The organism is Streptomyces sp. GQ60 (assembly GCF_059758875.1).
Genome location: NZ_JCAXEG010000012.1, coordinates 167,842 through 194,836, shown reverse-complemented (window position 1 = coordinate 194,836; position 26,995 = coordinate 167,842). Strand labels below are relative to the sequence as shown.

Annotated in this window: 18 protein-coding genes and 1 pseudogene; 7 read left to right on the top strand and 12 right to left on the bottom strand. The window is 69.0% G+C overall.

Annotated elements, in window-relative coordinates; translation table 11 throughout:
- Positions 1 to 2 precede the first annotated feature (2 nt).
- A complete protein-coding gene (locus AC6CKD_RS27285; RefSeq protein WP_498330754.1) occupies positions 3 to 1,316 on the top strand; it encodes a SulP family inorganic anion transporter in 1,314 nt (437 codons plus the stop codon).
- Here the strand turns inward: AC6CKD_RS27285 and AC6CKD_RS27280 are convergent.
- Complete coding sequence (locus AC6CKD_RS27280; protein WP_498330752.1) at positions 1,313 to 2,404, bottom strand: DUF2254 family protein; 1,092 nt, start codon at positions 2,402 to 2,404, stop codon at positions 1,313 to 1,315. The two genes, AC6CKD_RS27285 and AC6CKD_RS27280, sit on opposite strands and share 4 nt — an antisense overlap.
- Before the next feature lie 486 nt (positions 2,405 to 2,890).
- On the opposite strand from AC6CKD_RS27280, the gene AC6CKD_RS27275 reads away from it, so the two are divergent.
- Positions 2,891 to 3,406: a potassium channel family protein gene (locus AC6CKD_RS27275; RefSeq protein ID WP_498330751.1), complete on the top strand. Its 516-nt coding sequence runs from the start codon at positions 2,891 to 2,893 to the stop codon at positions 3,404 to 3,406.
- A gap of 16 nt (positions 3,407 to 3,422) precedes the next feature.
- On the opposite strand, the gene AC6CKD_RS27270 is transcribed toward AC6CKD_RS27275, so the two are convergent.
- Positions 3,423 to 4,427, bottom strand: a complete 1,005-nt coding sequence (locus tag AC6CKD_RS27270) for a YhjD/YihY/BrkB family envelope integrity protein (RefSeq protein ID WP_498330749.1) — start codon at positions 4,425 to 4,427, stop codon at positions 3,423 to 3,425.
- A gap of 279 nt (positions 4,428 to 4,706) precedes the next feature.
- Here AC6CKD_RS27270 and AC6CKD_RS27265 point away from each other — a divergent pair, with 279 nt between their 5' ends.
- Positions 4,707 to 5,639, top strand: coding sequence for an HAD family hydrolase (locus AC6CKD_RS27265; RefSeq protein WP_498330747.1), 933 nt, complete (start codon positions 4,707 to 4,709; stop codon positions 5,637 to 5,639).
- A gap of 60 nt (positions 5,640 to 5,699) precedes the next feature.
- On the opposite strand, the gene AC6CKD_RS27260 is transcribed toward AC6CKD_RS27265, so the two are convergent.
- Complete coding sequence (locus AC6CKD_RS27260; protein WP_498330746.1) at positions 5,700 to 7,034, bottom strand: hypothetical protein; 1,335 nt, start codon at positions 7,032 to 7,034, stop codon at positions 5,700 to 5,702.
- Between the two features lie 182 nt (positions 7,035 to 7,216).
- Here AC6CKD_RS27260 and AC6CKD_RS27255 point away from each other — a divergent pair, with 182 nt between their 5' ends.
- Positions 7,217 to 9,232, top strand: a complete 2,016-nt coding sequence (locus tag AC6CKD_RS27255; RefSeq protein WP_498330745.1) for a SpoIIE family protein phosphatase — start codon at positions 7,217 to 7,219, stop codon at positions 9,230 to 9,232.
- Between the two features lie 40 nt (positions 9,233 to 9,272).
- Here the strand turns inward: AC6CKD_RS27255 and AC6CKD_RS27250 are convergent, their stop codons facing one another.
- Together AC6CKD_RS27250 and AC6CKD_RS27245 are read right to left on the bottom strand one after the other, a co-directional pair.
- A complete protein-coding gene (locus tag AC6CKD_RS27250) occupies positions 9,273 to 10,214 on the bottom strand; it encodes a formylglycine-generating enzyme family protein (RefSeq protein ID WP_498330744.1) in 942 nt (313 codons plus the stop codon).
- A 1-nt stretch (position 10,215) separates the two neighbouring features.
- Positions 10,216 to 11,715 carry an arylsulfatase gene (locus AC6CKD_RS27245; protein WP_498330742.1) on the bottom strand — a complete coding sequence of 500 codons (1,500 nt, stop codon included), beginning with the start codon at positions 11,713 to 11,715 and terminating at the stop codon, positions 10,216 to 10,218.
- Positions 11,716 to 12,107: 392 nt separating this feature from the next.
- Here AC6CKD_RS27245 and AC6CKD_RS27240 point away from each other — a divergent pair, with 392 nt between their 5' ends.
- From AC6CKD_RS27240 to AC6CKD_RS27230, 3 genes are read left to right on the top strand one after another with little or no spacing between them, the layout of a single operon-like run.
- Positions 12,108 to 12,392, top strand: coding sequence for a polyprenyl synthetase (locus tag AC6CKD_RS27240; RefSeq protein ID WP_498330741.1), 285 nt, complete (start codon positions 12,108 to 12,110; stop codon positions 12,390 to 12,392).
- Positions 12,385 to 13,437: a polyprenyl synthetase family protein gene (locus tag AC6CKD_RS27235; protein ID WP_498330739.1), complete on the top strand. Its 1,053-nt coding sequence runs from the start codon at positions 12,385 to 12,387 to the stop codon at positions 13,435 to 13,437. The genes AC6CKD_RS27240 and AC6CKD_RS27235 overlap by 8 nt, the downstream gene beginning before the upstream one ends.
- 29 nt (positions 13,438 to 13,466) lie before the next feature.
- Entirely contained in the window at positions 13,467 to 14,630 is a 1,164-nt protein-coding gene (locus AC6CKD_RS27230; protein WP_498330737.1) for an oxygenase MpaB family protein, read from the top strand.
- On the opposite strand, the gene AC6CKD_RS27225 is transcribed toward AC6CKD_RS27230, so the two are convergent.
- From AC6CKD_RS27225 to AC6CKD_RS27195, 7 genes and pseudogenes are all read right to left on the bottom strand, one after another.
- On the bottom strand, positions 14,531 to 15,301 hold the full coding sequence (locus AC6CKD_RS27225; RefSeq protein WP_498330735.1) for a hypothetical protein: 771 nt from the start codon (positions 15,299 to 15,301) through the stop codon (positions 14,531 to 14,533). The two genes, AC6CKD_RS27230 and AC6CKD_RS27225, sit on opposite strands and share 100 nt — an antisense overlap.
- Positions 15,302 to 15,397: 96 nt before the next feature.
- Positions 15,398 to 15,583: pseudogene (locus AC6CKD_RS27220) on the bottom strand (CorA family divalent cation transporter); the annotation flags it as partial.
- Between the two features lie 309 nt (positions 15,584 to 15,892).
- Positions 15,893 to 17,419 carry a TerD family protein gene (locus tag AC6CKD_RS27215; RefSeq protein WP_498330734.1) on the bottom strand — a complete coding sequence of 509 codons (1,527 nt, stop codon included), beginning with the start codon at positions 17,417 to 17,419 and terminating at the stop codon, positions 15,893 to 15,895.
- Between the two features lie 639 nt (positions 17,420 to 18,058).
- Positions 18,059 to 19,729, bottom strand: a complete 1,671-nt coding sequence (locus tag AC6CKD_RS27210) for an ATP-binding protein (protein WP_384002265.1) — start codon at positions 19,727 to 19,729, stop codon at positions 18,059 to 18,061.
- Between the two features lie 485 nt (positions 19,730 to 20,214).
- On the bottom strand, positions 20,215 to 20,667 hold the full coding sequence (locus AC6CKD_RS27205; protein WP_498330732.1) for a very short patch repair endonuclease: 453 nt from the start codon (positions 20,665 to 20,667) through the stop codon (positions 20,215 to 20,217).
- A gap of 127 nt (positions 20,668 to 20,794) precedes the next feature.
- On the bottom strand, positions 20,795 to 21,643 hold the full coding sequence (locus tag AC6CKD_RS27200) for a hypothetical protein (protein ID WP_498330731.1): 849 nt from the start codon (positions 21,641 to 21,643) through the stop codon (positions 20,795 to 20,797).
- The gene (locus AC6CKD_RS27195; protein WP_498330729.1) at positions 21,640 to 26,970 is read right to left on the bottom strand and encodes a caspase family protein; all 5,331 of its coding nucleotides are present in this window, start codon (positions 26,968 to 26,970) and stop codon (positions 21,640 to 21,642) included. Before AC6CKD_RS27195 ends, AC6CKD_RS27200 begins: the two co-directional genes overlap by 4 nt.
- Positions 26,971 to 26,995: the final 25 nt, after the last annotated feature.

Here is a 26,995-nt window from a genome sequence, read left to right as displayed (position 1 = left end):
CGGTGGTGCCGTCCTCCTGGCGCCAGGTCCTGCCGGGCGCGGCGCTGCTCGGCTACCTCAACGGCGTCTCCCCCATGATCATCGCCACCCAGCTCGGCAAGATGCTGGGGATCAAGGTCACCTCCGACGACTTCTTCCCGACCGTCGGGGAAGTGCTGCGCAAGCTCGGCGACGCCTCGCTCGCCACCGTCGCATTGAGCGTCGCGCTGCTGACCCTGCTGCTGCTGATTCAGCGCTTCACCCCGAGAGTCCCGGGCAGCCTCCTCGTGGTGGTGCTGGCCATTGCCGCGTCGGCGGCCTTCGGCTTCGAGGATCGCGGCATCGTGATCGTCGGCGACCTCGACGGGGGCCTGCCACCCCTCGGGCTTCCCCGTGTCGGGCTGACGGACCTCACCGAACTGGTGCTGCCGGCAGCGGGCATGGCCCTGGTCGCCTTCGCTGACGGCAGCGCCATCGCGCGGGCCTTCGCCACCAAGAACGGGTACGAGGTCAGCGCCGACCAAGAGCTGATCGCGCTGGGCGCGTCCAATGCGGTCTCCGGTCTGTCGGGGGCCTTCCCGATCGGCAGCAGCGGCTCCCGCACCGCGCTCGCCGACGCCTCCGGGGCACGCTCCCAGATCGTCGGCCTGGTCGCGGCGGCCGTGGTGGCCCTGGTCGCCGCCTTCGCCACTCCTCTGATCGCCCCGCTGCCCAAGGCCGCCCTCGGTGTCGTCGTGGTCGCCGCCGCCCTCAGACTCTTCGACTTCGGCGCCATCGTGAGGCTGCGTCGGATCCGCGACGCGGAGGCGGCCCTGGCCGTCGCGGCGCTGGTCGCCGTGCTCGCCGTGGGCGTACTCAACGGACTGCTGGTGGCCGTCGCCCTGTCGATCGGGGTCTTCGTCTACCGCACCGTGCGTCCGCACGACGCCGTCCTGGGCCACCTCGAGGACATCGACGGCTACCGCGACATCGACGAGAACGAAGGCAGCCAGACCCTGCCCGGCCTGCTGGTCTACCGCTTCGACGCCCCCCTCTACTTCCCCAACGTGCCGTTCTTCGCCGAGCGGATCAAGGCCTTGGTGGCACGAGCCGACGTCCCGGTGCGCTGGGTGATCGTCAACACCGAAGCCGTCACCTACATCGACGCCACCGCCATCGACACCCTGCGCGAACTGCGGACCGAACTCGCCAAGCGAGACGTGGTGCTCGCCCTGGCCCGCCCCAAGGCCTCGCTGCGCCGGGTCCTCGAAGACACCGGTCTCGCCGCCGAGTTCGGCGAGGTCCACGTGTTTCCCACCGTGCGCGCAGGTGTAGCCGCCTACCGGATGAAGTCCTAGCCGCGGTTCTCCCGATCGGCACGCCGTTCGCCGTCGGCAGCCCCGCGCCACGCCACGGGGAACCGCTCGGTGGCGCGGCCCTCGACCCAGGCCAGCAGCTCCTGCGGGAGGGCGCGGCGCTCGTGCCGGCAGGCGTCCAGCACCCGTTGAAGCAGGGTGCGCAGTCGGAGCAGACACATGGGTGAGTTTCGAGCGGCGACGACCACGTCGTCGAGGGCGTCGCGCAGGTAGTCGTTCCAGTCGGGCACGGGGACGATGACCCGGACCACGCCTTCCGTGTCGCGGACCTGTCCGACGTCGAGATCTTGGGTTGCCAGGCGCAGCAGGGCGTCCTCGATGTGGTCGATGGCCTGCACCGCGGTGGCGGGGTCATTGACCGCTGAGGAGAGGGCGCGCAGGGCGATGTCGGCGAGCAGGCGCAGCGCCAGTCCCGGGTCCTGGTCGAAGGAGCGCTCGACGCCCGGGAGGAGCGCGCCCAGGACCGCATCGTCGGGCAGGTCTCCGCCGTGGACGCGGGCCACGGGCAGTTGCCGGACGAGGAGGTTCCCGGGTGGTTGAGCGAGGACGACGACGCTGTCGTGCCGACAGGCGCTCTCCACCAGCGAGGGGACATCGATCTGCTGAAGCAGCGTGCCGGCATGCGGCCATCGCACCACACGCCCCGGACCGGCCGGCGAAAAGTTCTGGGGGGCCGTGCCCTCGTGGGGCTCGGCGTAGAGCCTGTCGAAAACCTGATGGCCCCGGTTCGCGATGGCTTCCAGGGAGGGGGAGAGCTGGATCCAGCTGAACGCCCTGACCTGGAGGGATCGCATGAGCGCCAGGGTCGCGAGGGCCAGCACCATGGCCAGGACCGGTACGGCCACCGAGACGCGGTCGCGGGTGCCGACGGCCAGTGCGGCGGTGACGCAGAAGACGAAGACGCCGATGGCGAAGGCGAAGGTCCGCCATACCAGCGGGTCGTCGCGGAAGAGCCCGAGACGCGGGCTGAAAGTGGTGGACGCCCACTGCACCACGAGGAACAACAGCGAGAAGATGATGCTGACCAGGCTGATCACGCCGAAGCCGATGGTGAACAGGACGTTGATCACGGGCCCTGAGTCTGTCAGCGGGCCGTATGCGATCGAGGGAGCGGCGAGGCCCGCGAGCAGGCCCGCCCCCATGCAGACAGCCTGTGCCAGGTCACTTCGGAGCGCGCGGCGCGGGCGATGGAACAACCCCGCCGGGCGGTTGCGGTGTTTGCCGGCAGGCGGCGCTGACGGGTTGGCCACGACATGTCCCCTCTGCCCGTCGGCGTACCCCCCTACCGTGGCCACTCCGGTCGGGTGTGTGTCTTCCCCCTAGTCATACCTCCGACCTCCCCCCGTCGCATCCGCTGATCGAATCCGAGGGGCGCCTCCGGTCGCGCGACCGGGGCGGAGCGCCTTTGCTGGACGGGCAGCGGGTGCCCCGCTGCCGGCGGCCATCCGCGGAGCGCACGTGCAGGAGACTCGATGGAATCGCAGCCAAGTGACCGGGGCCGGTGGCTTCACCCGCACCACGTGCGCCTGCTCCTGCCACTCCTGCGCTCCACGGTCGTGGCGGCGGCCACCACGACCGGGTACTTCCTGCTCCCCTTCGACCGGGGCCTCGACCAGCGCACCGTCACGGGGCTCGTCCTGGGCCTGTTGGGTATCGGCGCACTGCTCGCCCTGCAAGCGGTCAGCATCATCCGTTCGCCGCACCCCCGGTTGCGTGCGATCGAGGTGCTGACCACTGCCGTCCCGATCTTTCTGCTGCTCTTCGCGGCCACGTACTTCCTGTACGCACGCGAGCAGGGAGTCCATGCCTTTTCGGAACCGCTCAGCAGGACCGACGCCCTGTACTTCACGCTGACCGTCTTCGCCACCGTCGGCTTCGGCGACATCGTGCCGGTCTCGCAGACGGCCCGGGTGCTGACGTCGCTGCAAATGGTGGCCGATCTCATCCTGGTGGGCCTGATCGCGAAGGTCATGGTGGGCGCGGTACAGCTCGGGCTGGAACGACGTCGGTCCTCATCCGTACCGGAGGAACGTGAGGCCCGAGGGGGCGCCGGCGACGATCCCGAGGCGTGAGCTCCCCGGCCCGGCTTCATTCGCCCAACCGTGCGGGCGGGCTCCCCAGGCGGTGGGCCAGGTGCGTTTCCTGTGCGAGAACGGCACCCGCGGTGATGCTGACAGCGACCGCCGCGCAGACGACGATCAGCCACGACAGAAAGGTGAAGACCAGGCCCAGCGACCCGTATTCGGCCATCGTCCGGTTGATCGCCACCGGCATGTAGAACTGGGCCCCGACAGACAGTGCGGTGACCGTGAACGCCGTGAGGACGGCACCGGGCAGCAGCGGAAGCCAGCGGACGGCGCCTCCCAACAGCAGGTGCTGGCTCCACCACCACAAGGCCGTCTGGCACAGCAACGTGAGGGGAGCACCCAACCACAGCCCGATGCCGAAACCGTCGCGCAGCGGAGCTTGCACCACCAGGACGGCCAGCCATACGACGATCCAGACGAACCAACGCCACGGGGCGACCTTCATTCCCCCTTTGGGAATCGCCCACGCACGCATGCACAAGCGCTGCATCGCACGGCTCACCGCCGTGGCGGAAAGCACCACCATCAAGGACCCGACGACGCCGGTGGCTTCCTGCAAGGACTCGGTGCCGGACTGGTACACCTGCTCCAGCTGGTCGTTCGCGGCACCCTCGAGGCCGAAGACGGCGCGCACGGAACTGAGGAGCTGGTTCTGCACCCCCTGCGGTGCGAAGGAGCCGAACACGAAGAGGAGCGGGACCGCGGTCAGGAAACACTGGGCCGCCAGCCTGGTGGCGGCGTCCAGGATGTTCACCGAGAGCATCCGAGCGGTCAGATGCGTGATCACGGGGAAGCGGACTTCGGCACCGTGCTGCAGTCGCCGCGCGGTCACCGTCACGTCACGGGACTTCGCGCGCCACCAAGACGGCCGAAGGGCGACGCTCCGACCGGAAGCGCCTGCCGTCTGGTCTCGGGCCGCGACGTGCTCGTCCGCCGCGACGTCCTTGTCCGCCGCGTCGGCCCCGTCCGCGCGACGTCGACGGATTCCGGGCTCGCCATCCGCCATCAGGAAGGGCGCGGCGTGCCGGTGTCGCGAGGTGTGCCGCTCACGCTCATCGGCGTTCCTCCAGAAGTCGACATGGTGCAGCTCCTTCCCTCATACAGGGTGCGGGACGGCGCCCTGCTCAGCACCTCGGGATCCCGCCGGGCCGGCGCCACGACGCTAGACCGTCCGGCGGCATCCCGCGGCCCGAGCGCGTCGCTGCCCGCGGGCCGCGGAGGGCTGGGGCACGGTGAGGGCCATGAGCATCGCAGCACCGCCCGGTACGGACCCGAGGATCCACTCATGAGTCGTCCAGTGCTCCCGTCCTGGCGTGACGGAGCGACCCGCACGGCCCTGCTGCGCTTCGTCGAGGCCGTGACGACCGCGGGGGAGCACTTCCTGGAGCCCTCCGATCGGGTCGCCGTCTTCGACAACGACGGCACGCTCTGGCCGGAGAAGCCGATGCCCGTACAGCTGCACTACCTCTCCGAGCGGTGGCGGCAGATGGCGCAGGCAGATCCCGCCTTGGCGGACCGTGAACCGTACGCCTCCGTACGTGCGGGCGATCCGGCGTGGATCACCTCCGTGGTCGCGGACCACTACGCCGGGGACGACACCCGGTTGCCGGTCCTCGCCGAGGCGGTGATCGCCGCGCAGCGCGGCCTGGACACCGATGCGGTGGCCGCGATGGTGCGGGGCTTCTTCCGTACCACTCCGCATCCGGTCCTGCGGCGCCCCTATACGGCGTGCGCGTACCAGCCGATGCTGGAACTTCTGGCCCATCTGAGGGACAGAGAGTTCGCCACCGTGATCGTCTCCGGCGGCGGGCGCGACTTCATGCGGGTCATCGCGGCCGAGGTGTACGGAGTTCGGCCCGAGCAGGTCATCGGGTCCACGGCCGATGCGAGCTGGTCCGACACCCGGCGGACCGTCGTCTACGGCGACGCCATCCGGGTGCTGGACGACGGTCCGGAGAAACCGGTGCAGATCTGGAGCCGACTGGGCCGCCGCCCGGTGCTGGCCTGCGGAAACTCCAACGGGGACGTCGAAATGCTCACGTACGCCGCCTCGGCGCCCCGCGGTCTGGCCCTCCTCGTCCACCACGACGACGGCACCCGGGACGACATCCCCTACGACGCGGGTGCGGAGCGCGCCCTGGCCGAGGCCGAGCGGCAGGCGTGGCTGACCGTCAGCGTCAGGGAGGACTGGGCGCGGATCTACCCCGACGCCCCCTGAACGGAACGGGGAGACGGCGGGCCGAAGAGCACGGCACAGGGCCCCCGAGAGCTCCTCCACCTACGGCCTGCCTCCGGAACCCACAACCCCAGCCGGCGCCTCCTTCCCGGACGCGGCACCGTCCGATGCGAGGAACTCGACGACGGCCAGCGCCGCGAGCGCACCGACGGCCAACCAGAAGGTGACCATGCCGGTCGGGTGGTCCCATACCGCGAAGACCACGGCGGCCAGTACGACCACGCCCCAGTTCAGCCAGGTCTTGCGGCGATGGACCCAGCCGCCGACCGGGCCGGTCGGCAGGCCCGCCGCTCCCCGAACGGCGCCGATCCCGGAGCGCCACATCCGCCGCGCCCTGACGGCCCGCCCGCCGGGGCCGCTGAGCCAGGCGCCCACGGCCACGATCACGCCCAGCGTGACGACCGTACGGACACTGGTGCGCAGGAAGCGGACGAGGGCGTCGTAGACCGAGCCGGCCGCCGCGGGACTGACCGACGCGGGCAGGGCGTCCAGGTAGAACGTACGGAAGACGTGCAGCCCGATGCCCAGGAGCCCGACGGTGACCGCTACGGCCAGCGCGGCGGTGATCAGGGCCCGGCGTCGGCGTGCCGCGAGCAGTACGCCGCCGGCGGCGATGACGACCGCGATGACCGGCAGCCATGCGCCCATGAGCTGCAGGAGCCGGAAGCCGGTCTTGGCCTTGCCGATCTGGTCGGAGGTCATGACCGTGAAGTCGGTGTGCACCTCGGGGATCTTCGAAGCCACCGTCAGTCCGCTGTCGACCAGGCGCTGTTTGACCTGCTCCACGACGGGGGCGAGGTCGATCGTGACCGTGTCCCCCTTGAGTTCGACCGTGCCGCCTCCGCTGCCGGTCAGCGCCTTGTCCACGGTCTGATGGGCCCTGCGGTTGAGTTCCGTCCAGAGGGTGGCGAAGGCGTCGCTCGCCACGAACTTCGACGTCACCGATTCGACCAGCCCCCGTAGTCCGCTGGTCAGGGGGCCGTCGAGCCTGCCGAGCAGGGCTTCGAGCCGGGGGCGGTCGTCGGGGGCCACCTGCTCCAGCAGGAGCGGCACGTCCACGTGCTCCATGACCGCGCCGGCGACCCGATTCGTCACGCCCGCCTGGACGTCCGGATCAGAGGCCAGGGGCTGCACGGTGGCCACATAGCGGTCGGTGTCCCCGACGATGTCGCTCGTCCAGACGGCGACCACGCTCAGCGGAGCGAGGATCGCCGCGATCGTGATCAGCACCACGGCGAGGAACGAGCGCGCCCGGTGCTTCCCGGGTGTGGCGGCTCCTCGGGCTTCCAGCGCGCCCACGCGGCGACGCAGTTCGGACAGCTCGGCTCTCTCGCCCTCGGACAGCGGACCGTTCCCGGCATCATCGGCCTGGCTCATGACGCGTCCTCGCCTCTCCCGCTCTTCGGATCCAGGCACTCAGCTAAATTCACCGTCGCGGACACCGCCATTCGGCGCCGGCCCGGCACGGGGCCGTAGCCGCTCCGGCGGGATGCGGGTCCCCGGCCGCCATGCGAGGATCCGAAACGGAACATCCCCGCATCCGGGAAGCCGAGGTGGACATGTCCTCCCCCCAGCCGTCCGATGCGGACGACGTTTCCCTGCACGGGCTGGACGAGGCCGTACTGGATGCCGTCTTCACCCAATCGGCGGTCGGGCTGCACGTCCTGGACCCGGACCTCTGCGTCGTACGGGTGAACACCGTGGCCGCCGGGATGCGGGGCGTCACACAGGACCAGGTCATCGGCATGCCCGTGTCCGAGGCGTACGCGCCGTTCGCCGCGGACCTGGACGAGGACGCCCTGCGCGACGTGCTGGCCACGGGGAATCCGAGGCGAGACGTCCTCGTACGGGGCCGGCCGCCGTCGGATCCCGACCGGGAGCACGTCTTCTCGACCTCCACCTTCCGGCTGACGGATCGCGGGGGCCGGCCGATCGGTGTGGTCACCACTGCGGTCGACGTCACGGAACGGGAACGGGCCGAAGGACGCCTGCGCCTGTTGCACTCCGCGCGAGAGCGCGTGGGCCGCAGCCTCGACGTGCTGCGCACCGCGCAGGATCTGGTCGAAGTCACGGTGCCGGAATTCGCGCACTCGGTGGTGGTCGCGCTGACCGACGACGTGCTGCGCGGTGCGGACCCCGACCTGTCGGTGCGGTCGGCGGCGCCGGTCCTGCGCTGCGCCGCCACGGGTGGACCGGACGGGGCCGACCACCTTCCGGGAGTCGGCTCCGTACTGCTGCCCGGTCTCTTCGGCGAGCACCTGCCGGGCGAGCCGACGGTGCTGCGCACCTCCCCGGAGGGCGCCCCGTCGTCGTACGCCCTCGTGGCGTCCCTGACCGTACGGGGCAAGGTGCTCGGCGCCGTCGCCTTCCACCGGCCGCCCGGGAGCGATCCGTTCGTCCCCGAGGACCTCCCGCTGGCGGCGAGCGTTGCCGCCCGCACGGCACTGTGCCTGGAGAACGCCCTGCGGCACTCCCGCGAGCACATCGTCATGACCGCTCTGCAGAGCTGGCCCCGCCGGCAGCCGGCGGGGACGCAGAACGCCGCGGAGGTCTCCCAACGGCACCGTCCGGAAGGCCGCGGCGCCGGTTCTTGGTGCGACACCATCGCACTGTCCTCCGCGCGCGTCGCCCTGGTGGCGGGGCGGGTGGACCAGTCCGGAGCGAACGCGGTGGCCACCATGAGCCAACTGCGGACGGCCGTCCACACGCTGGCCGCCCTGGATCTGGAACCGCACGAACTGCTGGCCCGCCTGCATGTGACCGCGCGTCGGCTCGTGCGCGAACAGCGCGGGCTCACCGGCGTCGCGGAACCCGCCGCCGGCTGCGTGATCGCGGTGCACGACCCGGTGAGCGGGCGGCTGGACATCGCCCGGGCGGGAGACTGCCTCGTCCTGACCGTGCGCCCGGACGGTTCCGTGGAGCCCGCGCCCGTTCCGGTCGGACCGCTCCTCGGCGCCGGGGGGCCGCCGTTTCCCAGCGCCGCGTACATCCTCCCGGCGGGCAGTACGGTGTGCCTGGCCTCGCGCGGGACCACGGCGCCCGGCCTTCCCGTGGAGCGGCTGACGCAGGCGCTGTCGCATCCGGACCAGAGCCCCGAGGACATGGCGGACTCCTTGCTGACGCTCCTCGATCCCGACGACGTGCTTCTCGTGGCCCGTACTCGGCGCCTTCCCGACGAGCAGGTGTCCGCCTGGGACGTGCCGGCGGACCCGGCCGGCGTGTCCGAGGCCCGTCGCGAGGCCGCCCGCTGCCTGGAGCGGTGGGGGACACCGGTCGACCCGTTCACGGTGGAGCTGGTCGTCAGCGAACTGGTCACCAACGCCATCCGCTACGGAGCCGCGCCGATCGCCCTGCGGCTGATACGGGAACCGCACCTGCTGACCTGCGAGGTCACGGACGCCTCCCTCACGGCCCCGTACCTCAGGCACGCCCGGGAGGGCGACGAGGGCGGCCGGGGACTCTACATCTGCGCGAACCTCACGGACAGCTGGGGCGTCCGCTACACGGCGGAGGGGAAGACGGTCTGGGCGAGCGTCCGCCTCCCGGGACGGTGCTCCGTCCCGGGAGGCGCCTGACGCGACCCGTTCAGCCGAAGCCGAAGCCGCAGCCGCAGCCTCATCCTTGGACGAGGTCGGCCGCGCAGCGGAATCCGATGTGGCTCATGCCGGTGTCCACCGGCTGGGGCCTGCGGGCGGCGGGCCGGTACCGCCGGCAGTACTCGTCCGCGCAGAGCCAGGATCCGCCCTTGACGACCTTGCGCGGCACCGGCCTGCCGGGCTGGGAGGGGTCGACGCTTCCCTGTTCCGTACCGCCCCGGGCCTCGGTGGGGCCACAGCACGAGGGAGCCGTGGCCCCCTCGGGTGCGGCGTACCAGTCGGCCGTCCACTCCCAGACGTTGCCCGCCATGTCGTGGAGGCCGTGGCCGTTGGCCGGGTAGCTCCCGACCTGGGCGGGCCCGTAGACGCCTCCGGGGCGGGTGCTGCGCCAGGGGAAGTCGCCCTGCCACCAGTGCGCGAGCCGTCGGCCCCCCGGGAGGGGCTCCTCGCCCCAGGTGTAGTCCGCACCGGCCAGTCCACCGCGCGCCGCGTACTCCCACTCGGCCTCGGTGGGCAGCCGCTGTCCGCGCCAGGCGGCGTACGCCTCTGCGTCCTCGTACGCGACATGAACCACCGGCAGTTGCTTGCGGCCCCGCAGCCCGCTGCCGGGCCCTTCCGGTCGCCGCCAGCTCGCACCCGGGGTCCACGCCCACCACTGGCTCAGGTCGCGCAGGTCGACCGGCCCGCGCGTCGGCCGGAACACCAGTGAGCCCGCGGCGAGCCTCGCGGCCGGCACTCCGGGGTGGTCGGCGGCGCGCAGGGGGCGCTCCGCCACGGTGACGTAGTCCGTGGCGGCGACGAACTCCGCGAACTGCGCGTTGGTCACCTGGAACCGGTCGATGGCGAACGCGCCGACGCCCACCTCGCGGGCGGGCGCCTCCTCCGGGTAGTGCCGGTCGGAGCCCATGCGGAAGCGGCCGCCGGTCAGCTCCGTCATCCCTCCCGGGATGACGGAGGTCATCTCAGGCACTGGTGATGCCCGCGGACAGGTTGGCGAAGACCTGGTCGATGCTGAAGCTCGCCGCCTTCTGCCGGGGCGGGAACTCCTTGAAGGTCTCCAGGAACTCCCCGACGACCCGCTGCGCCGGCACCAGCAGGAACGCGTGACTGATCATCCAGTCGAAGTACGTGTTCGAGGTGGCGTCGGCCCTTTCGAAGGGGTCCGTGCGCAGATTGAAGATCTTGGGGACGCGCAGGACGGTGAACGGCTCGGCCCAGACCTGCAGCGTGCCCGGAGCGCGCTGCTCCATGAACACCAGCTTCCAGTTGTCGTAGCGCAGCGCGGTCAGCTCACCGTCGTCGGAGAAGTAGAAGAAGCTCTTGCGCGGGCCGCTCTCCTCCTGGCCGGTCAGGTAGGGGAGCAGGTTGTGGCCGTCGAGGTGGACCTTGTACTCGTGTCCGTCCAGCGTGCAGCCCGCCCGCAGCTTCTCCACGATCTTCGGCTCGCCGGCCGCCGCGGCGAAGGTGGGCAGCCAGTCGAGTGCCGAGACGATCTCGTTGGAGACCGTGCCCGCCTCGATCTTCCCGGGCCAGCGAACCAGGGCGGGGACCCGGAAGGCTCCCTCCCAGTTGGTGTTCTTCTCGCTGCGGAACGGGGTGGTGGCCGCGTCGGGCCAGGTGTTGGCGTGCGGGCCGTTGTCCGTGCCGTAGACCACGATCGTGTTGTCCGCGATACCGAGTTCGTCGAGTACGTCGAGCATCGAGCCCATCAGCCGGTCGTGGTCGACCATCGCGTCGTGGTACTCGGACTGCCAGCGCCCGGCCTGACCGAGGATCTCTTCCTTGACGTGCGTGCGGAAGTGCATGTGCGTGGTGTTGAACCAGAGGAAGAACGGCTTGTCCGCGCCGTGCTGGCGCCGGATGAAGTCCTGCGCCGCGTCGGCGAACTCGTCGTCGCAGGTCTTCATGCGCTCACGGGTCAGCGGACCGGTGTTCTCGATCCGCTGGCCGCCCTTGCCGTCGGCCCAGCTGCGCAGCACGCCGCGCGGCCCGTACCTCTCACGGAAGTCCGGGAACTCCTCCGGGGTCGGGTAGTCGCGCTCCTCGGGTTCCTCCTCGGCGTTGAGGTGGTACAGGTTGCCGAAGAACTCGTCGAAGCCGTGCATGGTGGGCAGGTGCTCGTCCCGGTCGCCCAGGTGGTTCTTGCCGAACTGCCCGGTGGCGTAGCCGGACGCCTTCAGCACCCGGGCGAGCGTCGGGTCCTCGGGGCGCATGCCGAGCGCGGCCCCCGGCATGCCCACCTTGGACAGCCCGGTGCGGAACGGGCTCTGGCCGGTGATGAAGGCGGAGCGGCCGGCTGTGCAGGACTGCTCCGCGTAGTAGTCGGTGAACCGCATGCCCTCCTCGGCGATCCGGTCGATGTTCGGCGTCCGGTACCCCATCAGGCCGTCGCTGTAGCAGCTCAGGTTGGTGATGCCGATGTCATCGCCCCACAGCACCAGGACATTCGGTTGCTCGCCCACGGATTCCTCCTCGATCGCCAACGCCCCCCAGGAGCGAACGTACGGCGCGACCGGCCCCACAGCCCGGCGGGTTACGGCAAACGGGTGAGGTCTCAGCCCGCCGCTCACCGGCACAGGACGGTGGTGGCGTCGGGCTTGCCGCCATCACTTAACCGGGTCAGTTTGTCTCTAGACAACGTTGTCAACGTCAAGACGCAGTGTTTCCTCGCTTATCCCGGCTGCGGCCGATCCGGCGAGGGCTTCACGCAAGAACCACTCGATAGGGGATAGGACCTCCGCCGGCCGCATGCCCGTGCGCAGAATCGTACCGAGGCGTACCGAACACCGCCTCGTGCTGCTCCGTGCCACCGGCCGGAAGCTTGGCGGTACTTGCCATGCGGGGGGACTTTGCTGTGACACACCATGACGGCCGTGGGCCGGGCCTCGGGCAGGACGCGGTGGCCCTGGTGGCCGGCCTCGCCGATCTGGCCTTCAGCGGGCTGAGCAGTGCGGTGGGCGGTGTCAGCGGCCTGCTGCGCCGTGCCGACCTCGCGGAGCTTCTGGCTGACGGCCAGGAGGAGACCAAGGCGCGGGGCCGCCTGCTCCTCGACCGGCACGCGGCCCCGCCCCCGGCGCACTTGGAGGTCCTGGCCCGCACGGTGACCGCACGCTCCCGGGCGGACAACGGCAGTGAGTGAACACGAAGAGAACGCCCTGCTGAGGAAGCGCGTCGACCAGGTCCTCGGCGCTTTCGTCACGGCGGAAGCGCAGGCGCTGGCCGACGTCGACGACTGCCTGGAGCCGGTGTCGGAGCAGCTCCACGCCGCGACCGGGCACGGAAAACGCTTCCGGGCGGCTTTCTGCTACTGGGGCTGGCGCGGAGCCGGCCAGCCCGACAGCGAGGCGCTGGTCCGAGCCGCCGCCGCGATCGAACTCGTCCATGCGGCCGCCATGGTGCACGACGACCTGATCGACCACAGCCGAACCCGGCACGGGCGACCCACCGCGCACATCGCCCTGCGGGAGCCCCTCGCGGACCACGGGCGGCCGAAGGCCGGCGCCAGGGCCCTGGCCATGCTGGTCGGGGACCTGCTGATGTCGATGGCCGGTCAGTTGTTCACCACCTCGGGCCTGCCCGGTGCCTTCCTCACCCGGGCCCGGCCGATGTGGGCGGTCATGGCCCGTGAACTGGTGGCCGGGGAATGCCTGGAGGTCCTGCACACCGGATCCGAACCGGATCCCGAGGCGTCGGTCAAGGTGATCCGCTACAAGACGGCCAAGTACACCGTCGAACACCCGCTGCAGATCGGCGGACTGCTCGCGGGCGCCCCACCCCGGCTCCTGCGGGCGTACAGCGACTACGGGCTGCCACTGGGCGAGGCGTTCCAGCTGCGGGACGACCTGCTGGGCCTGTTCGGCGACCCCGAGCGGACCGGTAAGGACCCGGCCGACGACCTGACCGGCAATCGCCCCACCGCTCTGATGGCGCACGCACTCGCCTCCGCCACCCCAGCCGAACACCGCGAGCTGCACCGCCTGCTCGGGCAGGCGGGCCTCACGGGGCAGGAGGTGCAAGAGGTCCGGGAGATCGCCCTTCGCACCGGGGCCGTCACCCGCGTCGAAGACATGATCACCGTCCGGCTGCGCACGGCGCACGACGCCCTGGCGGGCGCGGACCTGACCTCCGAAGCCCACCGCGCACTGTCGGCCCTGGCCACGCACGCCGCCACCCGCACCTATTGATCCCCACGCCACGTCACCGGAGCAGCACGATGACCTACACCCCGGAATCCATGGACGCCCTGCGCACTTACGGGGATGAACTCGCCGACGCGACCGTGGCGACGCTCTTCGAGCGCGGGGAGGTCGGCAAGTTCAACTCTCTGATGCGCTACGTCTCCACCGTCGGCCAAGACCTTCCCGCAGGTCTGCCCGACGTCGCCCGCGAGTACCTGCACGCGACCAGCGCGCCGCCGGACTGGGTGGACTGGGACGAGATGGAGAAGGCCAGGCTGTTCTTCATCGACAACAACGTGCACATCTCCACCGCCCTGTCGTTCGCCTCGATGCCCGCTTGCTACGTCGTGCCCCACGTCGCCAAACTGCTCTCGGCCACCCACTCGCTGAAGTACCCCTCCAAACGGATGGCCGAGACCGGCCAGTTCACCGTCTACCTCATGCAGCCCGATGCCTTCGAAGCCGGCGGCCGGTTCCTTCCCGCCGCTCAGAAGGTCCGCCTGCTGCACGCCTCCATCCGCCACCACCTCCGGCGCGAGGACCGCTGGGACACTGCCGAGCTGGGCGTCCCGATCTGTCAGGAGGACATGATCGGCGGCCAGATGATGTTCTCGATCCAGGTCCTCGACGCCCTGCACCGCCTCGGAATCCACATGAGCAACGAAGGCGCCGAGTCCTACTACTACGCCTGGCGGGTGGTCGGTGCCATCCTCGGCATCGACCAGGACCACGTCCCCAAGGACCTTGCGGAGGCCCGCGCCTTCTCCGACCTGTACATGACCCGCCACATGGGTCCCAGCGAGGAAGGCGTCCAGCTGACCCGCCAGCTCATCGACCTCTACGAAGAAGTCGTACCGGGCACCCTCTTCGACCCCGTCGTCTCCGCGCTGATCCGCTACCTGATCGGAGACACCTGCGCCGACTGGCTGAACGTGCCCCGCACCACCTGGGACTCGGTCGTCAAGGTCGCCCCCGCCCTCCTGGGAGTGCTGGAAACCATCGAGGACCGATCCCCCCTGGCGGCCTGGGCCCTGGACCGGATCGGACACCTGACCAGCATCCTCGAACTCTCCTCGCTCACCCGTGGCCGCGTCATGCACTACGCCATTCCCGAACAGCTCAAGAGCGATTTCGGACTCAGCACGATGCTGCCGCCCAAGAACCGCTGGACCCCGCCCCCCGCCACCGTCGGCCCGTGACCCCGGTGGTGCCGCTCGGCTCGAACACCGCACCTACGTTCCGTCGGGCCGTACGGTTCCCGATGCGTTGCCGGGGGGGCCTTCGGGTCGGCGCCGAACGCGGGAACGGCTACGGACTGCGGGCCGCAGCGCACAGGGAAGGGCGGGTCCTTGTCCGGTGACCCGACCGGGCTGTTCTCGTGGACACGGATGACGACCTTGTCGGGTGGGGTGTCGATGATGGTCTTGGTGTGCGCGAGCGTGCAGACCATCTGGCTCAGTGCGGTGTTGTCGAGCTCCCCGGTCGAAATGCCCAGCGGGACGTAGAGGTCGATCGCACCTCGTGCCGCGAAGGCGCTCACCTGGCCGGGCCGCAGCGGGATGTGGTTGCTCAGGCCGCGGGTGCGTTCGGCTTCCGTGGGGCCTTCGAGGAGGAGGTTGAGGGCCTGCTGCGGGGTCGTGGTGCCGTTGGAGGGCCGGGAGGTCCGACGGATGCCGTACGGGTCGGCGAAGTAGAGCCGTACGGTCTGGGTCTCTCCCGGCCGCAGGGGTACCCCCGTGGCCGGGCCGCCTGCTCGAACCGGTCCGGGGCAGCCGATGCCGCAGCCGGCCAACCGCAGGCGCGTGCTGCCGAGGACGGTCGGTGGCGCTAGAGGGTCGGCGCCAGGGTGCGGGGGAGTGCCCTGCCGCATTGCCGGGCCCATTCTCCCCAGAGCCTCCCCAGGGGCCAGCGGGCTAATTTTTGACGTTCGCGAGAGCTGAGTTGATCAACCGTCGCGACGCACCGGCTACAGCCAGTCGCGCTTCTTGAAGATGACGTAGAGGCTGACGCAGACCACTGCCATTAGGAGGATCGCGAAGGGGTAGCCGGCCGCCCACTGCAGCTCCGGCATGTCCTCGAAGTTCATGCCGTAGATGGTTCCGACGAGTGTGGGAGCAAACAAAATGGCAGCCCAGGAGGAGATCTTCTTGAAGTCGTCACCCTCACGCCGCTGACCTGCGGAAATCCTCCGGAGAGGGTCTTTGATCTGCGGCGATCTGTCTTTCTGGCCCTTTCGCCGCGTTGCCAATTTGTGCGGCCGATCCTCCCCAGCCGCTCCCCAACGCGGCTTCATTCTCCCCAAATTCTCCCCAGCAGAGGGTGCCTCCGAAAGTGATTCACCGCTGGCCAGCGGGGCGACATGGGCTGCAGGGAGCGCTACGGAGCGTTCACGTATGTCGTCTGCTGCGGCTGGGGGAAGTTGCGGAAGGCCTCCACCTTTGCCGAGCGTCGACACAATGGGCTACCCCACATCTACTCCGTGAGCTCTGGCCAAACCATCAAGTCCGTCGGCCCAACCCTGCCCGACTGCTCGGAGCTTCCAAACCGGCCGACCCTCGGCGGACCTGTACCGGTACAGCTCCGCTACGACCATCGCGCGGATGGCCGGGTCGGCGGGAGGCTGGAAGGTCCAGGAGGTAGTGGTGCATCCCATGGACAGTTCTGCATGGGTGAGGGAGCCGCATGTCAGTCCGGTGTCGACGTCCATGTTGATCGCGATCGTCATGCGCTGGACGTGCTCAGGCAGGGCCGCGAGGTGGATGGCGGCGCGCTCGACGGAGTGGGTGCCATCGTTCTGTTTGCCCAGGAGACGAGCGGCCCCCTGGGCGGCGGACGGCTGGTTGTAGAAGACGAAGTCCTCGTCGGAGGAGACCCGGCTCTGTGCGTCGGTGAGGAAGAGCGTGAGGTCGGCATCCGCGCCGGCGAAACTGAATGCGACGGTCAACCCTTCCCATGCCTCGTCGGGCAGTGTGAGGTTCTGCCCCGGCGTGAGCGTCGTCGGAGCAGCGAGTACGGGCTGGCCCAAGGCGGGCGGCTGGGCCGCCGACGGGGTCTGGGTCCTCCACTCGGCGAACGTGTGGATCCGGTAGTGGTCCGGGGCCGGCGCATCGTGAGTGGCCGGGGTGTTGGCGAGGAGGTCGCCATCCAGGCCGGCGAGCGTGGCGTCAACGGAGGCGGCATCGTCCTGGGCATCGTCGAGCAGGCTTTGCAGGCCGGGCAGTCGACTGGTGTCCAGCGGCTTGATGGTGTTCGCAAGATTTCCGGAGGCGGTCGTGCCGACGGCGCAGGCGATGTCCTGGCCGATGTCGAGGAACCGCAGCGCGTCCTCCGGCTGCCGCCAGGGGACCGACTCGATGGCCTGGCGGGTCCACCGGCCGTACGCCACGAACCCCAGCCGCTGGGTGTCCGGCATGCGCGTGATCACCGCGAGGTCGATCGCGGTGATCCCCGGCGCTACGGCGAAGCCCTCCTTGAGGGTGGCGACGACGTTGGATCCCATGGCCGTGAGCCACCACAGGACCCGGTCCCGCTTGGTCAGCGTCTTCAGCGTGGGGCGCCCGCTGGAGGTGACCCCAGGAGTCTGGTCGGGCAGTGAGTCGATGTCGTGCTGCCGCATGACCACGGACATCACGGAGCCGTCGACCCCGACCGCGCAGCCGGCGGCGGGGTTGTCGGAGAAGGCGTAGTTGACCGTCTCGCACACGGTCGCCTCGTCGTTCGCGACGAGGGCCTGCCACCACTGTTGTGCCTCGTCGTTCAGCTCCGCATGGACTCCGTGCAACCGCGCCTGTTCGGCAGCCAGGTACCCCGGAGCGTCGTGCTCGGCCCGCAGCTTCGCCGCCGCGCGCTCGGCACGGGCGAACACGCCGAGCCCCGCCAGGTGGAAAGCCTTGGCCTCGGCCAGAGCCCAGGGCAGCCCGAGCTGCGGGGGTCCGGGTACCACCGGCGGGTGCACGGGGGAGAAGGACTGCAGGTGCACGCTGGTCATCTGCTGCCGCAGCTCCCGCAAGTGTGCGATAGCCGCATCCCGTTCCGCCTCCTGCTGGGCCCGCTCGGCCTGCCGGCGCACCCGTTCGAGCTGCGCGCTCGAAGGCCCGGCCGTCCGCGGACGCGAGCCGGAGCGGGTCGTCCGACTCGTATTGGTCCGGCGGCGCCCGGCGCCCAGTGCGGTAGAGGCATAGAGGGGCCCCATCCCCGACGAGAGCGTCGTCCGCCCGCCGCCCACGCTCACGCGTGCCATCCGCGGCCCGACGGACGTCCGTACACCCCTTGTCGAGACGCGCACACTCAGTCCGGGCACACCAACGCGGAAACCGAAACCCATGGAGCCTCCCCTGCTGCTGCGGGGAGTCTGTCACTGCACGGGCGCCGTTGCGTGAGGATCGGGGCATCTCATCGACCAAGTGGAGGGGTCGCCCGAGATCGCACCCCAGGCCTCTGACCCAGCGTTTCTCGGGAGTAGATCATTTCGTCGGTTCGACCCGAAAGCTCGCGCTAGCTGTCCAGGCAGCCAGGAAGAGTAGCGGCCAGCCAGGTTCGAGAGGTACTCGCGGTCCAGTCGCTGTGATCGACGGCGCCCGGGAGTCGGAACTAGAGGGTTCAGCGGTTGGCCGGCTTCAGAGCTGCATCATTCCGGCACGGCGACAGGCACGAGCTTGCCGTCCCCGAGGTGCAGCCAGCCCCGACCGGGGGCGATGGGCCAGCCAGTGATGGAGTCGCCGATTCTGATGCCGACCACATCGCCTGTGCTCCGCTCTTGCGGGGACAATAGGAGGCCGCGATGGCCCTTCTTCGTCTCTTCGAGCCAGCCAAGGCCGAACGGGAGTTTGTCCTCGCGACAGCTCACCACCAGGGCCGTACCTTCTTCGAATCCGTGATGCACCACACTCTTGAGCAGACGTGATGCCTCGCACTTGTCGAGGAGCTCCGCATCGTCCATCACCACGACGACAGGCTCTTCGGGAGACGCCGACGACAGGGCTCCTTCGAGTTCGTCGGGACCGAGGGTGTCGCGTACGAGGCAGTCCAACACCCCACTTTGGCCGGTCAGGTCCCGCAACGGTGACGCTTTAGGGGCGACCAATACGACGCGAGCTTTGGAGCCGACCAGAGAGCGTGCAATGTTCACCAGTGCTGTGGAACGCCCTGACCCAGGTGGCCCCACGACGACGAATGTGGGAGCTGTGCCGGTTGCGAGGTCAGGCCCGCACGCACGTGACGCCTCTCCCGTGACCCCCGCGAGTGCCCACGAGGTTGGCGCTGCCGGATCCCGCATCAACCATGCTTCGTCGAACGTGATCCGTTCCGGCAGGTCCTCGAAGCCTTGCTGCGCTTCCAGCGCCTCGTGGGCCGCTTCCCACAGCCCGAGTAGAAGGACGTGGTCCTCGAGCATCAGATGCGCTACATGAGAGAAGGCGACGACCGCCTCCCGATCCGGCAGCTCGTCGTGGGTGTACCAACGGATCCAGGCATCTGACGAAATTCCTGTTTTCTCTCCCAAGTAGGTGAACGACCACTGTCGCTTGATCCTGTGCTTGTCGAGAAGGCGGCGCAGCATGACCAGTTCATGTCGCGCCGACGAGGGGGCCACCTCGAACTCTCTGCTCTTGACCCCGTAGAACGTGGCGTTTGCTGGTCTGGTTTCGGCCACTGCGTCAGCCATCGAAATGAACCCCTCACCACGGCGTACGACACCGAGGAAGATCCTCAGCGCATCCTTGTCGTCCCAAAGAGCCTGCGCCGCGTTGATGATCAGTCCCTTCAGGGACTCCTCGGCGTAGTTGACGTGTGTAGCCGCTTGGCCGGTGCCGGGTGGGCCCCCCGCCTCGGCTGATGTGTCCTGTGCACCTTGTTGATGTGTCCCTTCGGCGTCACGGTCGGGCGGTCCATCCGCATGATCGGTGGGGAATCGCGCCTCGTCGCTCGCGTCGGACAGAGTGGGTTCGGTTGGAGGCTGTACGGATGCGTGCGTGACGGTCTCGTCGTACGCCTGCTTCCACAGGTTCTTGAACCGCTTGACCTCGTGATCGGGTTCGTCTCGGCCCGAGTCCTCGGCCAGGACGGCGACGATGAGCTCCAGGCGGCCAAGCTTGGGGAGATCCGGCCTCTGGAAGGTATCCAGCACTGACTGGTGGTTCACGATCCAGTAGTCCTGTGCGTCCTTCCCGACCCGATCACGAATGGTTCGTGCGGAAGGAAGTCCAGCGTCCAGTCGTAGGTCGTGCAGGCCGTCGTTGAGCCTCTTGAGGACGGGACGCTCTTGTAGGTCCGGCTTCCTCCAAGACTGGATGCCCGCCATGTGGTTCTCCCCCCGTCAGCGTGTGTCAGATCCTGTCAACCAGATGGGGAGACCGGTATGCCCTGAAATCCCGCCTCTCGGCTGAAACCGTGTCGGTCGGGGAGAGATTTTGGCCGAAGCCGTCAGGTGGTGTTCGAGGTCGTCAAGGTCGTCCGTGAGGGGCGCACGCTGGATGCATCCGGTTCTCTCCCGCCAGGAAGGTGATATGCCATGGAACCCGTGAGTGGGCACGTTGCTGTGCTTCTGCTGGTCGGTGCCGTCGTCACTCTCGTGACTTTGTACGCACCAGAAGTTGGTGCGGCTGTCGTGGGAGCCGCCACGGTCGTGGCCCTCCTCGCCGAACTCACAGCCCGCAAGTGAATCCCGGCCATCCGAATCGACCGTTCGGGTACGACCGTTCCAACGCACCTCTGATGCTGAAGACAAACCATCGCCGGGGACGATGATGCTGTTCGGCTCTCTTCGAGTGGTCGGGCTAAGCCGGGTCACTTGGCCATGTTCTGGCCCCTCAGGCGAAGTGCTCGTGGATGATCACGAGAAGCGAGGGCCGCGGTCACCCTCCCGACGGCGCCGCTCACGCTTTCGTGCTCCCAGATCCGCAGTGGCAGCCACCCCAGTTGCATGAGGTGGGCATCGGTCTCCTCGTCACGGCGGACATTGGCCCCGAGCTTTTGCTGCCACCATTCGGAGTTGTGCTTCGGAGCGTGCAGGTGTTTCTGGCACGCGTGCCAGAAACACCCTTGGACGAAGACTGCGGTTCGCCATCTGGTGAAGGTGACGTCAGCGCGGCGGCGCGGCATCCCCGGGATGGGCAGGTCCACGCGGTAGCGGAAGCCCAGGGAATGAAGAGCGCGTCGCAAGGCGAGCTCCGGCACCGTGTCCCGGTTGCGTTGGGCCGTCATCACCTTCCGGACGTTGGCGTCCCGCGGCGTTGGCATGCCTCGACGAATTGTTCCGGTCCTCATGGCCTGACAACTGTTGCTTGATCGATCCGGTCACAAGTCGCCACCGTCCGGTGAGCAGGCGGACGGTCACTGGCGCCCCTCCCGGGCTGGAACGAACGGCTCAGCCGAGCGATTCTGCGAGAACCAGCCCGGTTTCCCGCGCGGTCAAATAGGGGCGGACATCGTGGGCATGCGCGCCGTTGTTGACCGTGAAGTCCTGGACACGGGTTCCGAACGAAGGCGCGAGCTCCTTGACCAGTGCCACGGCATCTCCGTGATCAGCGATGTTGATCCAGCGCTTCACGGGGACAGGCCAACGGGCCGTTCCTGCGTGTGGGGTGGGACGGAGGCGGTCGAACACGAGGCCGTGTACGGCGAGGGGAGATCCGAGCGTGATCAGTGTGAGGTCCTGCCACTGCGGGTGGGCACACAACGTCTCGTAGGCGACCACACTGCCCAGGGAGTGGGCGATGATCACCGTCGTCTCACCGGTGACCAGGCGAGCCAGGCGTTCTCCGGCAGCCCGACGGACTTCCGGCTCGGTGAAGTAGCGCCGGACCTGGCGTGCGCTGCCGATCATCGCGCCTTCGGCGAGGCCGGCGAAGAACGCCGAGTGGCTGAGCGCGTTGAGCGCTCGCTGGACGATGTGTGGGGTTCGCAGCCGGGCAGGGGCATCCGGCCCGGGTACAGGGGACTCGGCGTCCGCTGCTGCCTGCCACCACGCGAGGAGCAGCTCGTGTTCAAGTCCAGGTTCAACGTCCGATGCGTCGAGGGGCGGCTCGCCCAAGCCGCGGTGGCCGGGCCGGCGGAACAGGTCACCGTAGAAGGCAACCGAGACGTCTTGACGCGGCAGCGTGTCGGAGCCCGAGATGGCGAGTCCGTCGTTCAGGGACGGAAGCCACGCCTCGGTGATGGTCTCGGGCCCCTTCAACTGCTGCGCGATGCCGTGGACCAAGACGACACGGGTCATCGGGATTCCCCCCTATCTCTACGACTTGCAGGAGTCATGCGGAGTGCCACCAACCCCATGTCGGTCGCCACGCATATCTGTCCGGTGGTGTCGACGGCGACTCCGTTGATTCCGCTGCCAACGTTGATCTCCGCTCGGAGAGCACGCGCTTCCAGATCCCAGACGCGCACCAGGCCGTACACGTCGGCAGCAACGAGGGTCGGCGTGTCGTCCACGGTCGCCACACGGACGCGTCTCACCGAAGCAGGGAATCTGTCCAGCTCGGTGGCGCAGGATGCGGGGCCATCGATCGGCTCCATGGTGACCCGGCCGTCACCGGACCCGATCAGCAGGTGGCCGCGCCCGCCGATGACGGCCAAGTCCAAAGCGGTTGCTCCCATCGCGTAGCCGTTCCTGACCTCCTCGTGGGGACGGCCGGTCCGGAGGTCCCACAGGCGCACGGTGCCGTCGTACGAGGCGCTCGCTAGGATCGGCACCGCCTCCGTGTGCCCGACCCGCAGTGCGTTGACGAAGGCGGTGTGTCCCGCCATGGGAGGGCAGACGAGCGCCTGGGTCTCCAGGTCCCACGCGTTGAGGGTGTAGTCCGCGTCCGCGGCCAAGACCACGGGCCGTCCCCCGACGGTGCTCACACAAGACAGTTGTGCGGGTCCGGCCCGTTTCCACAGCCGCCGACGGGTGCTGACGGACCAGACATCGACGTCCGTCCAGTTGCTGCGGACCACGACGATGTCGTCGTCCAGGACCTCCGTGGAGACGCTGGAGGTCGTCGGGGATCCGGAGGCCAGATGGGCAGCGACTTGACGGCCGTTGTCCAGGTCGTGGACGCGCACCGAACCATCGAAATTTCCTGTCACCACTACGGCACGGCCGTCGGCGGCATGGGCGATGTCGGCCGAGAGGAGGTGGTGTTCGATGCCGCACAGTGGCTCGCCCATTGGTTCCATGGTCGTCAAGTTCCACAAGCGGACGTGCTGGGAGCCGATCCCGATCAGTACCGGAATGTTGCCGATGAGCCCGATCACAGGAGGAACCTGTGCCCCCGGCGAAAGGTTGTTGCAACTCTCCAGAGGCGGGCCCTCCTCCGTACCGGACACCATGTCCCACGTGCGCAAGGTGTTGTCGTACGCGGTAGTGGTGATGACTGTCCTGCTGCCGATCCGGCCCAGCGCGGCTGCGGTAACGAAACCGGTGTGACCTGCAAAGGGACCTGCGATGGGGGCGGAGGTCTCCAGATCCCGGACATGGACCGCGTTTCCGTCCAGGATCACTATGACGACGGGGCACCCCTGGTGGAACCCAACCCCTACGGTCCGGGCGTCGGGCGTGAGCGCGGACGCGTCGAAGTGGCCGTGGGGCGTTGCGGCCGGGTGGTTCGGCCCGGGGGTGATGCGCCACAGGTACCCGTGGTCCAAAGAAGTGCAGAGGGCAACCTCCAGCATGCGTCCGGCAGTGCGGACCGACAGGTGCCGAATGCCTCCGATGTGACCGGACAGTGGTGGGCAGAGAGCGGTGCCGTCGCGTGCGTCCCACAGGCGCACCGTTCCGTCGTCGCTTCCCGTAAGGAGCACGGTCCGCTCGTCGAGATCGCAGAAGACGGCGCATCGAACGGCGTTCGTGTGACCGAGAAGGGGGGTGGCCGAGTTGCCGGCGCGGAATGGCTCCCACAACCGGACGGTGGTGTCGGACCCGCCCGTGGCGACGACGAGTGAACCACCCACTTCTCCGACCGCGACGGCCATGACCTGTCCGGTGTGGCCCTCCAGTGGGGAAGCGCACTCCTGGCCGGTGGCCAGGTCCCACAGGCGAGCCGATCCGTCCTCACTCCCGGTGACAGCCAGGTCCCGGCCCTGGTACGAGTGGTAGGCCGCAGCCAGTACCGGTCGGGCGTGGCCTTCTGAGGGCTGGTCCGCAGTCAGGTCCCAGATTCGAGCCGTCCGGTCCTGGCTCACCGTTACGGCGAGGGCGGTGTCGTCCCGGTCGAACAGTGCTGCCGCCGTTATGTCGCCGACGTGACCGCGCAGCGGCGGACCGACCTGTTGGAGGGTGCGGACGTCCCAGAGCCGTGCCTCCATGCGGCCGCTCGTCACGGCCACTGGGCGTCCTTCGAAGTGGCCGGCGGCAGCCGAGGTCACTCCACTGCGGGTGTAGTAGACGTGGGCGCTGACCGGCTCCCCGACCTGACGCCGATCGTGTAGATCCCAGCGACTCAGCATGCCTGCTTGGTCGCCGACCAGAGCGATGGTCCGGCCGTCGACTTCGGTTACGCACACTGCCGAGACTCCCATCGCCGGGCCGATGAGTGGGCTGCCGTCCACGCGAGCGCTCCCACCGTCGATCACCTCGGATAGGTCCCAGACGTACACAGCCTTGTCGTCACCGCCGGTGACCGCGATCGGCCGCCCATCGAGTTCTCCGAAGCTTGCGGCGAGCACGGAACGACGGTGCTCGGTCAGGTCGTTCCCCAGCTGGCACCGATCCTGCAGGTCCCACAACCGTGCCGTGCCGTCGGCACTGGCGGTCAATACCACCGGTCGGCCGTGGAGGGCCCCCATCGCGATGCTCGCCACCCGGTTGGTGTGCCCGCGCAGAGGAGTTCCGTGTTCCTGGCCGGCCGAAAGGTCCCAAACCCTGACCGTGCCGTCCTCGCCCCCGGTGAGAGCCACGGTGTAGTCGCCCAGATCGCCGATGGCTACGGCGCTGACGGCGATGCCGACGGACAGGGGGTCGCCGATCTGTTGCTGAGCGGTCAGGTCCCAGACACGTGCAGTGCCGTCGATGCTGCCGGTGACGGTGATGGGACGACCGTCCAGCGCGCCCACGGCAACACAGCTCACGTTCCGGGTATGGCCGGCCAGCAGCCGGTGGACACCGCTCGTGGACCACCAGGCCCAGTTCGCGGCCCAGGGACGTTCCAGCGACAGGTCCTCGATGCGGTCGGCCAATGGATCGGCCTCGCACCGTCGGGCAGAGAGCTGCAGGTCCGCGGCACGGGCTCCGAGCGGACGATCAGGAGTAAGCCGGTGCGCCACTTGTTCGTACGCGCTGCGGATGCGCCGCGCGGTATCGCCCTCGATGGAGGAGAAGGCCGTGAGGAGCGCTCGTGGATCGCTGGCCAGCAGGAAACCGGGATCCTCGATCAGATCGGTCAGCACGCCGCCCGCGGCTGCGTGGGTGGCCAGATGATGACGGACGTACCCGACGGCACCGAACCAGCCCGGCGAGCCGTCGACCGGTTTGGCGACGAGCGAGCGCAGAGCTCGCACGATCGACCGTTGGACCTGCTCCGCCGACCGATCGGCAGTGGCACGCAGATGCTCGGCGAGCGCCTTGTGGTACAGGCGGTACGCGGACCTTCGGTCATCGTCGATGACTTCGGCGACGTACGCCTCTGCCACATCCAGGACCCAAGTGATGTCCGCCTCCGTGCAGGGAACCCCTGAGATCACCGAGCTCAGCGTGGTCCACACGTGGCCCCGGGGCAGCCCCTTGCCCTCCGAGAAGGCCAGCGCGAGCAGCATGCGTCGCACCCGGGCCTCGTCCGGTCCGAAGCGAGCCAGATAGTCATCGAAGGCTTCACCCACCTCGCTGGGCAGGTCCTCGGCCCAACCCTGCCGGCTGGTGTCGACGGTGGATCCGTCGGAACGCAGGGTGCGTGCCGTCGTCCTCGCGTAGAGGTAGACGCCGGCTGCCTTCGCCGCCACCGCGTCGGCGACCGTACGGGCGCGATCGGCTTGATGTCGGTACGGCGTCGGAATCTCGGGTTCGTCGCTGGCGAGTAGCATCCGTGAGACATAGCCGGACACGTCCTCCTGAGTCGCCCGGTAGCCTTCCTGACCCAGGTCCATGACGGTGAAGGTGCGCCCCAGTGGGCCCACGAGTTCGTGGCGGGCTCCGACGAGCAGCCTCACGCCCGGAATCTCCGACATGGGTCGCAGCAGTTCGCGAGTGATCCGGCGAGGCTCGCCGTGGCCGCCGGCGTCCGCCGCAGTATCCGAACCCGCTTCGTCCACGGCATCCACCACAACGACGATGGGTGCCCCGTGACGCCCGCGCCGTGTCAGCTCCTGCAGCAGGGCAGCGGGGCCTTCGGTACGGGTGTCCAACGCGGTCGCGATCCGTTCGACTACCTCCTCCAGCCGTTTGTGGCGGGCGTGGACCGCTGCCGACACGCATCCGGCGGGAAGCACAGTCGAAGTGTCGACATCGGAGAGGTCCAGACGAGCCCGGTACCCGGAGTCCGAAAGGGCGACGATCCGTCCGAGCACTGCGGACTTTCCGCAGCCGGGGCTGCCGGTGACGACCCTGCCGCGACCGTCGCCTCGGGGCGAGGTGATCCAGGCTACGAGTTCGGACAGCACCCGGATCCGCCCGCTGAAGTACAGGCCCTGTTCGGACTCGAACTCCACTCCCCGGGAGCGGGGGCCGAAGTGCTCGTCCAGGTCCCGATCGGCCACACGTCGTTGGACCTGTAGATCAGTTCCCTGGGGCGGAAGCTCCTCCCGGTAGTTCGAGTTGGCCAGGAACGGTGCGAGACCGGTTACCAGTCCACTGGCCAGCTCGGCTCGCTGGCCGTGGCCTCCGGTGTCGAACTGCTCGTTGACCGCCTTGACGAGTTCGGTCAGGTCCAGGTACTGCTGGCGCTGTCCGGTCCTGTCTGCAGTGGTTTCGACGGCCGCGATCAGGGCCGTGACGAACATGCCGTCCTCCGCGATGTCCTTGTGCCGGGCCGAGCCCAGGAACCACAGGCCAGTCGAGGTGTGACCGGAGGTGCTCCGGTAGGCGATCGTCTGGAGAGCGACCGCAGCGGCATCCGCGCTGCCCGCTCCTGCGGAGCAAGTGTCGAGGATGAGCAGTAGGTGACGCAGCTCGCCGCGGCAGAGGATGCGTACGAGGTCTTCGGTGGCCAGGGCGCTGGAGACGAGGTCGTCCTCCTGCGAGTCCCAGCACAGCAGGTAGTGGCGGTCCCGTTCCTCCACGGAGCCGTGGCCCGCGAAGTACACGACGACGACGTCATCGGCCGTCAGATCGGCATCGGACGACCAATGGGTCAGTTTCCGACGTATCTGGTCGGCGCTTTCGTAGTCCCCCAGACCCGGTAACACAGCCGTGTAGCCGAACGCCTGGAACAGCTCGGTCGTCGCCCGTACGTCCCCGGGTACGGAGGCCAGCTGCTCTTCCTTCGGAAGGTGGCAGTACTTGCCGCTCCCCAAGGCGATGAAGAATTGCCTTCCCACCCCACCACCCGACGACGTCGTGGACCGCAGGCCCCGAACTTTACCCAGGCAGAGGGCGTTTCGGTGCGGGTTGCCGCTGAGTCGAAGTGGCACGACCACTTCCGGTCAACATCACCCG

Excerpts from the sequence above, each read along its gene's own strand:
- AC6CKD_RS27210 (WP_384002265.1), bottom strand. The coding sequence starts at position 19,729 with ATGGCGGGCATCCAGTCTTGGAGGAAGCCGGACCTACAAGAGCGTCCC.
- AC6CKD_RS27265 (WP_498330747.1), top strand. The coding sequence starts at position 4,707 with ATGAGTCGTCCAGTGCTCCCGTCCTGGCGTGACGGAGCGACCCGCACG.
- AC6CKD_RS27270 (WP_498330749.1), bottom strand. The coding sequence starts at position 4,427 with ATGGCGGATGGCGAGCCCGGAATCCGTCGACGTCGCGCGGACGGGGCC.
- AC6CKD_RS27255 (WP_498330745.1), top strand. The coding sequence starts at position 7,217 with ATGTCCTCCCCCCAGCCGTCCGATGCGGACGACGTTTCCCTGCACGGG.
- AC6CKD_RS27205 (WP_498330732.1), bottom strand. The coding sequence starts at position 20,667 with ATGCCAACGCCGCGGGACGCCAACGTCCGGAAGGTGATGACGGCCCAA.
- AC6CKD_RS27200 (WP_498330731.1), bottom strand. The coding sequence starts at position 21,643 with ATGACCCGTGTCGTCTTGGTCCACGGCATCGCGCAGCAGTTGAAGGGG.
- AC6CKD_RS27230 (WP_498330737.1), top strand. The coding sequence starts at position 13,467 with ATGACCTACACCCCGGAATCCATGGACGCCCTGCGCACTTACGGGGAT.
- AC6CKD_RS27250 (WP_498330744.1), bottom strand. The coding sequence starts at position 10,214 with ATGACCTCCGTCATCCCGGGAGGGATGACGGAGCTGACCGGCGGCCGC.
- AC6CKD_RS27260 (WP_498330746.1), bottom strand. The coding sequence starts at position 7,034 with ATGAGCCAGGCCGATGATGCCGGGAACGGTCCGCTGTCCGAGGGCGAG.
- AC6CKD_RS27225 (WP_498330735.1), bottom strand. The coding sequence starts at position 15,301 with ATGCGGCAGGGCACTCCCCCGCACCCTGGCGCCGACCCTCTAGCGCCA.
- AC6CKD_RS27215 (WP_498330734.1), bottom strand. The coding sequence starts at position 17,419 with ATGACCAGCGTGCACCTGCAGTCCTTCTCCCCCGTGCACCCGCCGGTG.